The sequence below is a fragment of the Mesorhizobium sp. M0051 genome (assembly GCF_040323235.1).
In the GTDB taxonomy this organism is placed as follows: Bacteria; Pseudomonadota; Alphaproteobacteria; order Rhizobiales; family Rhizobiaceae; genus Mesorhizobium.
In genome coordinates, this window is sequence record NZ_JAMYUT010000034.1 from 1 (window position 1) to 13,446 (window position 13,446).

Below are 13,446 nucleotides of genomic sequence, written 5' to 3' on the forward strand. Positions count from 1 at the left end.
CACCCCGAACCCCCCATCGGCGCCGGGGGGGGGGGCCCGGTCCTTGGTCTAACCGCCAGTCCTCTGGGGGCCGCCCCCATTCCCGCCCCCCCGCGACATCATCTCCAGATCAAGATTTGACGGGCAATCCGGTCGCCGCGGCGATCTGGCTTGCGGCGTCGTCGAGTGCCGCCTTGGCGTCGGGATAGCCGCCGGCCAGATATTTGGTCTGCACTGCGCGAACGATGATTTCGGCATCGCTCTGGAATGGCGTGCCGCGGCTGGGAACGACCTTTGGCAAAGTGCCGAGGATGTCCTTCCACACCGCCTGGCCGCCCCAGTAGGGCAGGCCTTCGGAAACATAGGGCTCATTGAGTGCCGAGATCAGCGAGGGCACGAGGCCGAAACCCTTCAGCATCGTCATCTGGCCTTCATTGGTTCCGAGCGTGTACTTGAGATAGGCGTAGGCAGCCTCCTTGTTCTTCGACGCCGATGTGATGGCCAGCGAAGACCCGCCGAGATTGGCGGCGCGTGGGCCATCGGCGGTGAGGCTCGGCATCAGATAGACGCCCCATTTGCCGTTTTCACCGGCCGATTCGGTGCGAATGGTTCCTTCATACCAGCCGCCATAAATCTGGGTGGCGACGGTACCGGCGGTGTTGTTGGTGATCTTGGTGCCCCAGTCGGCCGACGAAATGATGCCGGCGTCCTTCATCTCCTTGATCTTGGTCATGGCATCGACGCATTTGGGCTGGTTGACCGTGATGGACTGCCCATCGGCGGAGAAATAGGCGCAGCCCTGTTCGTTGGAGATCATACGGAAGAATTCGCTATCGCCGTTGAAATCGGCGTTGGTCATGGTGACGCCCGGATTGGCGGCCTGGATCTTCTTGCCGGCCGCGATGAAATCGTCCCAGGTCTTGATCGACGCCGGATCGACGCCGGCCTTTTCGTAGAAGTCGCGGCGATAGAAGGCCGCGACCGGGCCCGAATCCCACGGCATCGCATAAGCCTTGTCGCCGACTTCGAGCTCGGTGCGTTTGAAGTCGGGGAATTTCGCCTGATCCTCTGCGGTATAACCCAGCGTATGCAGGTCGACGAAGCAGTCGGGGAACTGACTCCAGTAGTTCTCGGCTTCGCCGTTCTCGATGGTGACGATGTCGGGCAGACCGACGCCGCCGGCCGCACAACCGGCGATCGACTTATCGTAAGTCGGCTGGTTGCCGAGATCCTGGACCGTAACCTTGACGTCGGGGAATTGCTTGTTGAAGCCGGCAATGGTCGCCTTCAACGATGAAGCGGCGACATTCCAGCTCCAGATGGTGATTTCGCCGGACTGCGCATAGGCCGGGGCAGACCCCAGGGCAAGCACGAGCGCGGCGCAGGTCATTGTGATGCGCATAGAAATCCTCCCATTTCATTTGCTCTCTCACTGCGAGCATGGCTAGACTATGCAGTGGGCAAGGCGTGTCGCCGTCAAAGGGAATATAAAATTGGCGGAAAGTAAGATGCCGGAACGGCCGTTTTATCAGCCTGGCGCCAGCAGCGTGGAAGGCCTGCCGCTTGCCCTGCAGATGTTTCATAACCATCCGCTGGTGATGCTCAAGCCGCATTGGCACGCCCAGGTCGAGGTCAATTTCATCGTGCGCGGCAGCGTGCACTACCGCATGAACGAACATGAGATCGCACTGTCGGCAGGCGACATGTGCCTGTTCTGGGGCGGCCTGCCGCACCAGATGACCGATCTCTCCGACGACGCCATCTATGCCGGCGCGCATCTGCCGCTGGTGCATTTCTTTCGCTTGCATTTGCCGACGGATGTCCGCCATCGGCTGATGACCGGCGCCACGCTGGTGACGGGCGCGACCGATCCGGCGGACCACCACAATTTCGAGCGCTGGAATCGTTATTTCCGTTCGGGCGATCCGGCCATGATCGAGCATGCCGTGAACGAGTTGCTGCTCAGGCTGGAGCGGGTGCGATTCGAGCCTTATCGTCTGGTGCCGGAAACCGCGCCCGGGCAGGAAACGGGCAGCCCCTTCGACCAGCAGTCGTCCCGCAATGTCGGTCGAATGTGCGATTTCATCGCCGAGAACTTCCTCTACGAGATCGATAGCGTGAACATAGCGACCGCCGCCGATATCCATCCCAAATACGCGATGAACCTGTTCAAGAAATCGACCGGCATGACGCTCAACGAATATGTCAACCTGCTGCGGCTGAGCTATGCGCAAGCGCTTTTGATGCATCAGGACGCCAATGTGCTGCGCGTCGCCATGGATTCGGGCTTCGGCTCGCTCAGCGCCTTCAACAAGTCATTCCGCAAGCTGGCCGGCATGTCGCCCTCCGATTTTCGCCGGGGCGTGACCGGCGCCAGATAGGCGGCGGCAGGTATGCCCCGCGCCGTTGCCGCGAAAGCATTGCCGACTTGATCGCCGGCTAACTAAAGACGGGTCGAACGGTTGCGGCCCGCGATAAGGACGCCGCCGGACGAAATGGCGTCGCACTGCTCGCCATTTCCGGCTGCCGCAACGGCATCGGAAGCGGCCGTCGCACGGCATCGCCTTTCCTGTCTGAAATCGCCATCTGGGCGCTGGACAGGCCGAATTCCCATGCTATAACCCACGCGCTTTCAAGGGACGCCCACGGCGCCTCGATGAACTCCGGTCAACGAGATTTCGTTTGCCGGAACAGGCCCAGATAGCTCAGTTGGTAGAGCAGCGGACTGAAAATCCGCGTGTCGGTGGTTCGAATCCGCCTCTGGGCACCATCCCCTCTTCTCCCGACACTCCGTTAAGCCGAACCTTCTACGCTGCAGCTTCTGCAAGCCACTGGGATTGTTGATCTTTTTCCGTCGCATTGCGCAATTAAGCGGGACAGAGAGCGCTTCGGGCGCATTTGGTCCAACGAGGCGGGGGGATGGTATTTCCGTTGGTATTCGACATCCTGATGGTATCGAAACAGCCAAGGGAGACCTGACGAATGGCCCTATCCGACGTGAAATGTCGAAACGCCCGCCCTGCTTCCAAACTCGTGAAATTGTCTGACGGGGGCGGGCTGCAGCTATGGGTACAGCCCACGGGCTCTCGCCTCTGGCGGCTCGCCTACCGCTTTGACGGCAAGCAGAAACTGCTCGCGCTGGGGAGCTATCCGCTTATCTCTCTCGCCGAGGCACGGGAGGCGCGCGATGATGCTAAAAGGCTCCTGCTAGCTGGCGTCGACCCTGGAAAGGAACGCAGCTTGCGGAAGGCCGATTCGGCAAAGGACTCCTTTCGCTCAATCGCGGACGAATATGTTGACAAGCTGAAGAAGGAGGGACGTGCCGTCCGGACGATCAGCAAGGTCAAATGGCTGCTCGACTTTGCCTATCCGATAATCGGCGATAAGTGCATTCGGAAGATCGATCCGGCTATCATCCTTACCGCCCTCCGTCGCGTCGAGGTTCGCGGTCGATACGAGTCGGCCAGGCGACTGCGCTCCACCATCGGCAGCGTGTTTCGATACGCAATCGCGACCGCACGCGCCGAGACAGATCCGACCTTCGCCCTCAGAGGCGCACTCATCAGTCCGAAGGTAACGTCTCGCGCCGCGATTACCGATCCGAAGGCCTTGGGCGGTTTGCTGAGGGGGATCGATGCATTTGATGGACAGCCTACAACCCGAGCCGGTCTAAAGCTGATAGCGCTGCTGTTTCCCCGCCCCGGCGAGCTTCGCGCCGCTGAATGGGAAGAGTTCGATTTTGAAAGCTCGGTGTGGACGATCCCTGAAGCACGCATGAAAATGCGACGGCCGCACCGCGTACCCCTATCAAAGCAAGCGATCAGCGTCCTGACTTCACTGAGAGAAATCTCTGGTGATGGATCGCTGCTGTTTCCTAGTGTTCGGTCGGCTTCGCGTCCGATTTCCGACAATACGCTTAACGCCGCACTGCGTCGTATGGGTTACGGCAAGGAAGAAGCTACCGCGCATGGTTTTCGAGCAACGGCATCAACTCTGCTGAACGAATGCGGCAAGTGGCATCCGGACGCCATAGAGCGGCAGCTGGCCCACATTGAGAATAACGACGTTCGGCGCGCCTACGCCCGGGCAGAGCACTGGGACGAGCGCGTCGAGATGATGCAGTGGTGGGCCGATTATCTGGATGAACTCAAGAGCAAAAACCCGCGGGTGATCTCAATCGATGGACGCCGCAAGCCTGCTGTCCATACACCAACGCGACCATCCACTTTGAACCCAACAGCGGTCGTTCATCAAACGCCGATACAAATCTCCAACCGCCGGAAATCATACTGACCGTCGAAAACCGCCGCAACTCGAATTCAATAAGGATGACGGTGTTCGGGCCGAGAAGACTGGCCGCTCTTGGGCAGCAGTTCGGCGGGAAGCTGCCGTTCTGCAGCCGACCCCATTCCCGTTATTCAAGATGCCGATGGCCGGTTCCGAAACCGGCCATCTACCCGGCCCGGGGCCCCGCTATTAGAGCGAGAATCCCGTGGGCAGTGTGTGGTCCGTCCGTTTCGCCGGCATTTAGTTCGTGGATCCGCTATCCCCGCCCGACTTTCACATCCACAACCTCCAGTGGCTCCGCGGCGGCTTCCTCTCCATAGATCCGGGACAGCCCCTCGATGCGCGTCGCGATCGCGTCGACGAGGCGACCAACGATCTCATGGAAGATCCCCTCCTGGCGAAGCTCTTGGGCGCACTCCGATGCCATGTCGGGCATCACTGCGAGCTGATGGCGGATCGTCCGCACCGTATACTCGCCGCCAACCTTTGCTGAGGACGCACAGCGCGCCCAGTGGCGTGGCATGATCTCGTCGATCGGGTAGACTCTGTCGATCTTCATCGCCAGCTTAAGGTCGCGCATCTCAGCTTCGATCTCTCCCTCGCCGAGATGCGGCAGAATGGAGGAGATGTCGTAGAGCGGAGCTAGGCGGGCCTCGCCCTGGGCACCGAGCAACATCGAGTAGTTCTTTGCATGCGCATCCGTGCCGGCGATGATCCAGTTGAAGACGTTCGCGGCCATGAAGGTCTGACGGTCTCGGATGGGGTCGAGGGAGGCCGACAGCACCGTTTTGGAGATCGTCGTGATACCTGGACCGCCCTGGTTCTCGTATTTGAGCGTCGGCATCACCGATAGGGCCTGGCACATGTCCTCCTGATGGATGCGGATGGTCTTGCCGTCGATGCTGCGGCGGTCGAAGCGCTCGAGAACGATCGCCTTTTCGCCTGCGAAGTCGAGAACCTGGCTGTGTGCAGCGTCCATGCCGAGCTTGCATGCAAGCTGCAGGCAGAAATGCTCGTTCTCAGTATGCCCGTGCAAGTGCGGCAAAGGCGGCTTGAAGATGTGTGTCGTGGGCGTGTCGCCGAGAGGGATCCCCCAGCTTTTGCTGCCCTTGTCGAAATGGAACGCCGTCTTTGCCTGCGCACCAGCGAGACTGAACTGACCAGGATCGCCGATTCGGCGGGTCGCTGCACCATCCTTGCGCAGGTCGCGCAGGCGGTCGCCGATCTGTGCCTCGGTGAGCAACTCCACGTTCTCGCCGCGGGAAACCTGGTGGCCAGGCGGAAGGAACTGGACGGCGCCGGCGCAGTCGCGGCCGACATTCTTGAGCAGGGCAAACGGGTTTCGGGCGGAGACCTGGAACCTCTGCGCCCATCTGCCGAGGGTCTGCTCATTATCCGGCAGCAGGCCCCAGAGGAATGCCTCGACGACCTTGCCCTCGTAGGTCCTGGTGATCGTCGGCATGGACAGGGAGAGCGGGATCCTCACCCGTCCCTCCATCCATGCCTCGTCATAGGAGAACGAAAGCTTGCCGCCCTGCAGGTGGTGGAGCCGCCCAACCGGTCTGCCAGCGATATAGACGTCGAGGGCGTCGATCGGGTTCACCATGATCATCATCACCTTAGAGCTTGTAGGGAATCTCGTCGTCGTAATCCTCGACATGCCGTTCATCGGCATTATGATGATTAGCAGCCGACGTCGGGTCCGGCGTGATCTGAAAGTCCAGCTCCACACCAAGCGTGGTCAGCGCCAGGAGCACGTTGCCGATCTCGGCGCCGGGCTTGCCGTTCTCGATCCACGACACCCACGTCTGGGTGGTGTTGATCATCTTGGCCAAGGCAGCCTGTGAGAGGCCGCGCCGGGTGCGGGCCTCCTTGATCAGGATACCAATGTCGCGAGCTGTTCTGATCTTCATGGCGTATGCGACTCTGAGAATGAGCTAGCTTGATATAGGTTGGTATATCGCAACTGTCAATATACGCTGGTATATCAGCTGGCTGCTATATAGGTGCCTGTATCGCAAGTCCCAATTTACGAACCTATGTGAGTTCGCAAACATTTGGCGCGGGACCATCGAGAATGACTGCGCGATGGTCGAGAACTGGAATGACGTAGCCAGAGCAACGGACTGGCCCTTCCCGAGAGGAGCCCAGGAAAGCAGACATCCGTTGCGTTGGAAACAGAAAGTAGTGCCGAGCTTTACACGGAAATGGCGCTCCTGCCGGGGACGATCCTCCGCCAACGGCCGGCCCTTCCAACACATTGCGCCGAGTGCCGTCGTGTCTGCCGATGAAACAGCATGCGAGCGTATTTTGTTGACAATGCTATACGGCTCATCTCTGAATAAGGAACAAATACTTACGTTCGCGGGTGCCGGGGAAATATGGCGAAAAGCAGGGGATTTTCGATCTACCTTCTGAAGGAAGGCTACGACGCAACGAACGCACTGCGGGAGGATCATGTTCTCGACGATGATGTCGGCGCGCAGGGGTTGCCAGAGAATGCGTCTCTTTTTGTATTGGACAGCGCGCCGCGCCCGCCTTGGTGGAAGGGGTACTTCAATATCGAGAAGGAGCTGACGCAGGTCACAAAGGGCGCGCTCATTTTTATCCCGGTCGGCGACAGGTGTATCGCGCTGTCCTTTGGTCATGTCGCTCACAACCTGATCGATTCCAGTTATGAGTATGATTTCGGACTGCGGGTCACGCTCAACAGCCTCGACCCGCGCAAGCTGAAAAGCACCGATACGCTGGATCCCGGCGCCGCCAAGCGCCAGCGCACACAGCTGCCGATCGAATCCGAATTGACGCTGTTCGATTTCGACCGGGACAGCACGATCCTGCGCAGCCTTACCGGGAAGGTGCGCGACGAGCACAAGGACCTGTTCCGACACGCCACGGGCGCAAGCAACCTGCGCATAAGCACCGATGTAGAGGCGGGCGAGCTGCCGGACCTGTGCGAGAAATTGCTGGCCCTATACCAGAGCGATGCCTACAAGGCGGCGTTCCCTGAGATCCAGAACATCGTGCCGGTGCGCGACCCGGCGCAGATCGAGGCGCTGAACGGCCGTGTGTTGGCCGCGTTCCGCGCGCGCGATCCCGACCTCAACATCACCGTGCCCGAAATCATCAACTACAGCGACAATCTTTATGTGGCTTTCGCCGGCGCCGGGCGCGGCCTCGTCTATGACGATGTCTATATCGGGCGGTACTTTGCGTATCTAGATGAGCACGAGGTCGACTTTGATAGGATGGGCGTTGAGGATTTGCGGCGGCACGTGCTGGTCCTGACGGACGAGAACGGGAACGACCGCGACCGCTACAGCATCTACAAAAGCCTTGTCTTCGACACTACCCTGGAAGGTGCCGACGGCGATACCTACCATCTCTGCGAAGGCAATTGGTACCGTGTCGAGAACACCTATATCGCGCGCCTCAGCACCTATCTCGACCCGCTGTTCGCCGCCAGCGACTTGCCGGCTTACGCCCATGCCAGCGAAGGCGAATACAATGCGGCGGTCGCCGCCGGCGATGCCGCCATCGCCTGCCTCGATATGCAAAATATCAGCCCGGACGGGCAGAGCGCGGTGGAGCCGTGCGACTTGCTGGCGGTGCGCGATGGCGTCGCAACTTTCTATCACGTGAAGGTGTCAACGCTGTCTGCGCAGCTGAGCCATCTGTTCAATCAGGGCGTGAACGCAATCGAACTGATCCGCCTTGAGCCGCAGGCGGTCGACAAGCTAGAGGCGCTTGTCCGCGACCTGATGGCGGGCGGCGACGCGGATGCGCTTGTTGGTCTTGTGCGGGACCGCAAGTACCGCATCGTCTTTGGCATCGTCACCCGGAAGGACTCTGCCGGAAGGTCTCTAAACCTTCCGCTGTTTTCCCGTATCAGCCTTATGCGCGGGATGAAGGCGCTGCAGCTCATGGATGTTCCGGGGAGCGTCATTTTCGTCACGGACCAAGCTGTTGCCGCCGAGGGCCGGAAGAAGAAGCGGAAGAAGAAGGAAGTGCCCGAGCAGCCGCACGAAATACAGGCCGAGGCGGCAGAGTAGCCGGGCAGAGAAGCAGTCTAGCCCACCCTTTGGGCCGGGCTCTAGGCAGCGCCCCAAGCCGCTCTGCGTCTCGGCCGATGCGGGTGACGACCCCCTTGCGCTAAAGGGGCTCGGGAACGCACCACCAAAGCAGCGGCTTCGCCTGTAGCGCCGTCGCCCTCGTCGGGTGAGGTGAGGGACGATCCAGACGAAGTAGGGGACCGTTTTTTTCAAACCGTGCAGGATAGCGAAGGCGGTCCGCTGCAATTTTGAGAGAGGCTGATTTTGATGAAGAAGGCTTTATTGCGTACCCGCAAGGTGTGGCTCGACGAGCTTGGGCGTTTGGGTCACGGTTTTCTCGCGGCTCAACACTCGTCTTTGACGTGTCACCTCAAGAGAGGCCATTAGAGCGGGATCACTATCAGGGTGCTGCTTCAACCACAGCAGCATTTGCGCTCAGGAAACTTCCTGGTGCTGCAATTTCATCAGCTGTATCTCTACTCGGACAAGCCGAGCCGCCCACGCTACGCATTGTCCAATGTTGAAGCTGAGTGCCTTGATGGTTTCTCCGACGCGCCGGCGCCCGGCAGACCTTCCTTTCTGGCCTTGGCAAATGCCCGGTCGCCTTCCAGGAACCCGACCAGCATAAAGGGGATCAGTTCCGCCACCGTTTCGGACTCGCCATAGGTCTCACGGTAAAGTGCGGCATAGTCGTTGAGTGCTTGGCTCAAGTCGGCGCCAACGGTGATGGTGATCTTCGAAGGTGTCCGGTCCGGAAGTTTTCCGAGTTTCAGGTTAGCCATGAAGTCCTCCTGTTCACCCCGTGTATGGCCGCAACACGAGGTCCTTGTGCACGATGACGCGCAACGGCCAACCAGGGCGGACGGTGATCGTGGGTTGGACGTTCAGGTTCTTTTCAGTGATCCGTTGGCCGGCTTGACTGACGTTCTGCTGGGTGGATTCACGAATCGCCTTGACCAAGTCGCTTTCGTTTTCCCCAAAGGTCAACTCGGTACCAACCCCCAGCAATGTGGCCACGGCGACGCCCTTGATCAGCTGCCAAGTATGGAAATCCACCTTGTCCTCGAGCCCGGCGTAGCCGGCCGCGTCGGTCACGGGCAGATTGTCTATTTCGATCGATGAGCCGTCCGGCATCACAATGCGTTGCCACACCAACAGAGCGCGCCTTTGGCCAAAGGCTACAACGCTATCGTAGGTGCCGATCAGCCGGGAGCCCTGCGGGATGAGCAGGATGCTGCCGGTGACGCTGTCGCGCACATTCTCGGTAACCTGCGCGACGACGAGGCCGGGCAAGTCGGAATTGATGCCGGTGATCAGGCTTGCAGCAATCACGCTGCCGGCCATGATCTGATACGGCGAGGCCGGCGTCTGCAGTGCATGCGGGTTGTAGATCCCGCCGGTGTTCCGTTGATCGATGAAATCGAGCTTGCGCTGTTGATTGTTCTGGTCGCCCTCGGCCGGCGCGACGGAAGCTCGCTGGCGTTCGGTATCCGGCTGCGGAGACGCCGTCTCGAAAGGCGAACGTCCGCCCTGCCCATTGCCAAAAGCTTCCGCCTGCTGGGGCCGGTTTTCGATGCGGAAGAGGACTTGCGACTCGCGCGCCTCAATCGCTTGTTGTGCAAGCCGCTGCGCCTCGGCGGAAACGTCTTGCCCAGGTGCGATGCCAAGCTGGCGCTGGTGCTCGAGAATAGGACGGCCGAGATCCCCGGGCAGCGGCGGTCCAAGCACCGGAGCCTTCGGCTTGCTCCCGGAATAGTCCTTGGGCAGCGATTCAAGTCCCTCGGCGGTCGGCTTGCGGTCCGTGCTGTAGAGCTCTTCGGCCTGCTGTTTCAGGCGCAATGCGGGTCCCCGCAGCGCCACCATCGTGACGCCAAAAACAGCGCCGGAACCAACAGCAGCGATCGCGACGATTATGCCGCGCCTGAACCGCACCGCTCGGCGGGGCGAGGCTCGCAGCTGCAGCTGTTCGGGATTGAGCTTCGGCGGAGCATTCGGATGGGAAGTATCGGTCATGAGCCTCCCCTCACCTGCCAAAACGCGAAAACAGCGAAACCCGCCGCGGCGGTTGCCGACCGTCGGTTCTCGTAATGCGCACCACCTGCTGCTGTTTGGTGCCCAGCCTTAGCTCGGCCGCAGCAAAGAGGCGATCGACGATGTAGTAGTTGCCGCGCATGTGATAGTTGACGAGCTGGCTGTCCCCGTCGGCTCCGACGATGAAGAGCGGCGGCGCCTCACCTTGGTCGATACGGCGAGGGAATTCGATATAGACCCTGCTGCCATCATCAAAGGCGCGCGTCGGTCTCCACGGTGGCGTGTCGCCGGCGATCGAATAGCGGAAGCGGATGTTTTCGAGTGCTACGTTCGAGGCCGCGGGCATTTCAGCCTCTGCCTGAGCGTTGCGCCGCCGAAGCGCCACGAGTTGGTCTTCGCTGTAAATCCAGGAGAGCGCCGCCATGGCAGTTTTCTCAGTGCTTTGAAGCTGCAGGTGATAGGATCGCCTGTCCGTCGTGATGACCAGATTGGTGGCAAGCCCCGGCGCGAATGGCTTCACCAGCACATGAGTGCGCTGGTCATCGCCTGAGCCACTAACGGTGTCACCGATCACCCAACGGACCGTATCGCCGGCTGAGACCGAGGTCAGCTTCTCGCCCCGCTGCAATGAGATATCGGTGACGCGCTCCGGCGCGGCGTAGAGCTGGTAGAGTGCGCCGTCGGCAAAGGGGTAAACCTGCACCGCATTGACATAGCCAAACTTGGTGGGTTGTTGCGTCGCCGCCTTGTTGGCATCGGCGACCTGTTCTTCCGGCGAGCGCTTATCTGGGGCGGGCTTGCCGGGTGCGGGCATCAACTGACCAGGCAACGGTAACGGTTTCGGCACTTCCACGACCTTGACCGGCTTCTCCGGCGCCTTCTCGATCGAGGCTGGTTTGAAGTCCTCGTGGTCATAGGAAATCTGAGGCGGCGGCACTGGCTTCGAGGCACAGGCCGAAAGAACCGCAGCAGACGCCGACAGGATCAAGGCAGCACGAAGCAATGGGGCTCTATTTGTCATTGGTGGGCTCCTTAGGGGAAACGGGGGTTGGCGCGCCGCTGTCGAGCTCGCGCGACCAGTCGATGGCGTTGATGAAGACGCCGAGCGGGTTCTTGCGCAGCTGCTCGGTTGTCCTAGGCGGGCGGATGAGGATGGTGAGGATCCCGATCCAGCGCGTCGTGCTGGCGAGGCTACCACGCTCGAACACCTGCTCGGTCCATTTGACCTGGAACGAGCTGTCGGAAGCCCTGACCACGCTGGTCACCTGCACTGACACGCTGCGCGTGCCGATTTGGCCGAAAGGGTCGTTCGCCTTGGCATATTCGTTGAGGAAGAGCGCCGCTCGGTCGGTGGCAAAGTCGTAGGCCGACAGCCAATTCTGCCGCACCAGAACCGCATCGGTGGAAACCGAACGAACATTCTGGATGAAGCGGCTGAGATGCCAGGCGATCTGGGCATCGTCGGGCTGGTAGTTTTGGACTGCCGGCGCGACCGCGTGCGCCTCGCCAAAGCGGTCGACCTCGACGACATAAGGCACGACGCGGCCCTGCATCGACTGCCACAGAAGCCCACCGGAAAGTCCCGTCGTCAGAGCCAGGCAGCCAAAGGCCATGAAGCGCCAGTTCTTGGCCTGCACGCGCGCCGCGCCGATGCGCTCATCCCAGAGTTGGCTGGCCTTCTGGTAGGGTGTTACGGGTTCGGGCGTCTTTCCATAACGCTGAACGGGTCGCTTGAAGAGCATCTAGTCTTCCTTGTCATTGAGGGAGGGATTGGCGCCGCTTCCGCCCCGATCTCCATCGCGCACCGCCTGCGTGGCAGCATTGCGATGGGCGCGTGCGGTCTGTTCGGAACGCAGACGCCTTGCCCAGGCAGGCGCGGCCGCGGGAGCTATAACTGGAGAGCTTCCGCTCATCGAGCTGGTCGGCATGCCGCCGGTCGCGGTCCAGCCGGCATCGCGACCGGCGTCGGCACTACGGCGGAATGGTTCTGCTGCGGATCGCATCCCCCGCATAGCGGCGCCGCTAGCGGCACTCGCAACCCCCTGCACCCCAGCAGCTACCCCGGACAGCCCGGACTCGGGCGATGTCGCGCGCCCCGTCTGCCAAGCGACGGTGGCAGCGGACCCCATGGCGGCGCCGGCACGGACTGCGGCGAGGCCGCCGCCTGTTGCCATGCGCGCGCCGGCAAACGCAGCGCCTCCGGCAACGAGCGTTGATCCAGCTGCGGCCGCCGTTGTTCCAAGTGCCGCGCCGGCGCCAAGCTGCGGCGCGCCGGAAACAAGACCCGAGGCAATCCCGGGGCCGAAAATGCCGAGCCCAAGCAGCGCCAGCGCACCCAGTACCTGAGACATGGCCGCCGCCAGGTCCGGCTCCTGGCCCTGCAGGGCGGAAGCGAACTCGCCAAAGAGCGTGGAGCCGATGCCGACGATGACGGCAAGCACCATCACCTTGATGCCCGACGAAATCACATTGCCGAGCACGCGCTCGGCCAGAAACGCCGAGCGGTTCCAGAGCGCGAAGGGCACCAGGACGAAGCCGGCCAGCGTGGTGAGCTTGAACTCGAGGATGGTGATGAAGAGCTGGATGGAAAGAATGAAGAAGGCGATGAGGACCAGGAACCAGGCCAGAAGCAGCACGAAGATGGTGAGCGCGTTACCGAAGATCTCGGGGAAGCCTACTAGCTGGCTCGCTTGATTGAGGAGCGGCCAGGCGCCCTCGAAGCCGGCCGCGGCAATGCGGCCTGGCCGCAGGAGACTGTCGGCGGACAGGTTGCCGGGCGATGCGTTGATGCCGAGACCGGCAAAGGAGCGGTAAATTATGTCGGCGAGGTTCTTGAAATTGTTCAGGACGAAGGCGAAGGCGCCGACATAGAGCACTTTGCGAACAAGCCGGCCAAGAATGTTGGGCTCGCCGCCGAACGCCCAGACCAAGCCCGCGAGCGTGATGTCAATGCCGATCAGAATGGTGGTGAGAAAGGCGACGTCGCCCGAAAGCAGACCGAACCCACTGTCAATGTAGCGGGTAAAGGTCTCCATGAAGCGATCGATGACTCCGAGGTCGTTCATGTCGCCGCCTTCCTCGTTGTCTTGAAGAACTG

Annotated in this window: 11 protein-coding genes and 1 tRNA gene; 4 read left to right on the forward strand and 8 right to left on the reverse strand. The window is 61.0% G+C overall.

Annotated features, from left to right (window positions below; all coding sequences use genetic code 11):
* Positions 1-109: 109 nt before the first annotated feature.
* Complete coding sequence (locus NKJ90_RS27545; RefSeq protein WP_352487257.1) at positions 110-1,381, reverse strand: ABC transporter substrate-binding protein; 1,272 nt, start codon at positions 1,379-1,381, stop codon at positions 110-112.
* A 106-nt stretch (positions 1,382-1,487) separates the two neighbouring features.
* Here NKJ90_RS27545 and NKJ90_RS27550 point away from each other — a divergent pair, with 106 nt between their 5' ends.
* The 3 genes from NKJ90_RS27550 to NKJ90_RS27560 all read left to right on the forward strand — a co-directional run bounded on the left by NKJ90_RS27550 (position 1,488) and on the right by NKJ90_RS27560 (position 4,272).
* Positions 1,488-2,360 carry a helix-turn-helix domain-containing protein gene (locus NKJ90_RS27550; RefSeq protein WP_031259888.1) on the forward strand — a complete coding sequence of 291 codons (873 nt, stop codon included), beginning with the start codon at positions 1,488-1,490 and terminating at the stop codon, positions 2,358-2,360.
* 313 nt (positions 2,361-2,673) lie between these two features.
* Positions 2,674-2,749: transfer RNA gene (locus NKJ90_RS27555), tRNA-Phe, on the forward strand.
* Positions 2,750-2,961: 212 nt separating this feature from the next.
* Positions 2,962-4,272, forward strand: coding sequence for a tyrosine-type recombinase/integrase (locus NKJ90_RS27560; RefSeq protein WP_352487258.1), 1,311 nt, complete (start codon positions 2,962-2,964; stop codon positions 4,270-4,272).
* A 250-nt stretch (positions 4,273-4,522) separates the two neighbouring features.
* Here the strand turns inward: NKJ90_RS27560 and NKJ90_RS27565 are convergent, their stop codons facing one another.
* Together NKJ90_RS27565 and NKJ90_RS27570 are read right to left on the reverse strand one after the other, a co-directional pair.
* Entirely contained in the window at positions 4,523-5,872 is a 1,350-nt protein-coding gene (locus NKJ90_RS27565; RefSeq protein ID WP_023697323.1) for a type II toxin-antitoxin system HipA family toxin, read from the reverse strand.
* Between the two features lie 13 nt (positions 5,873-5,885).
* A complete protein-coding gene (locus NKJ90_RS27570) occupies positions 5,886-6,179 on the reverse strand; it encodes a helix-turn-helix domain-containing protein (RefSeq protein WP_023697324.1) in 294 nt (97 codons plus the stop codon).
* A gap of 468 nt (positions 6,180-6,647) precedes the next feature.
* Between NKJ90_RS27570 and NKJ90_RS27575 the strand changes: the two genes are divergently transcribed.
* On the forward strand, positions 6,648-8,318 hold the full coding sequence (locus tag NKJ90_RS27575) for a DUF6119 family protein (RefSeq protein WP_352487259.1): 1,671 nt from the start codon (positions 6,648-6,650) through the stop codon (positions 8,316-8,318).
* Between the two features lie 503 nt (positions 8,319-8,821).
* Here NKJ90_RS27575 and NKJ90_RS27580 read toward each other — a convergent pair.
* From NKJ90_RS27580 to trbL, 5 genes are read right to left on the reverse strand one after another with little or no spacing between them, the layout of a single operon-like run.
* Positions 8,822-9,100 (reverse strand): DUF2274 domain-containing protein, encoded by a 279-nt coding sequence (locus NKJ90_RS27580; protein WP_352487261.1) that lies wholly within the window; start codon positions 9,098-9,100, stop codon positions 8,822-8,824.
* Between the two features lie 13 nt (positions 9,101-9,113).
* Positions 9,114-10,331 (reverse strand): TraB/TrbI/VirB10 family type IV secretion system protein, encoded by a 1,218-nt coding sequence (locus tag NKJ90_RS27585; RefSeq protein WP_352487263.1) that lies wholly within the window; start codon positions 10,329-10,331, stop codon positions 9,114-9,116.
* A 10-nt stretch (positions 10,332-10,341) separates the two neighbouring features.
* Entirely contained in the window at positions 10,342-11,370 is a 1,029-nt protein-coding gene (gene trbG / locus NKJ90_RS27590; protein WP_352487264.1) for a P-type conjugative transfer protein TrbG, read from the reverse strand.
* Positions 11,360-12,091, reverse strand: a complete 732-nt coding sequence (gene trbF / locus NKJ90_RS27595; RefSeq protein WP_352487265.1) for a conjugal transfer protein TrbF — start codon at positions 12,089-12,091, stop codon at positions 11,360-11,362. Before trbF ends, trbG begins: the two co-directional genes overlap by 11 nt.
* On the reverse strand, positions 12,092-13,414 hold the full coding sequence (trbL, locus tag NKJ90_RS27600; RefSeq protein ID WP_352487267.1) for a P-type conjugative transfer protein TrbL: 1,323 nt from the start codon (positions 13,412-13,414) through the stop codon (positions 12,092-12,094).
* Positions 13,415-13,446 lie beyond the last annotated feature (32 nt).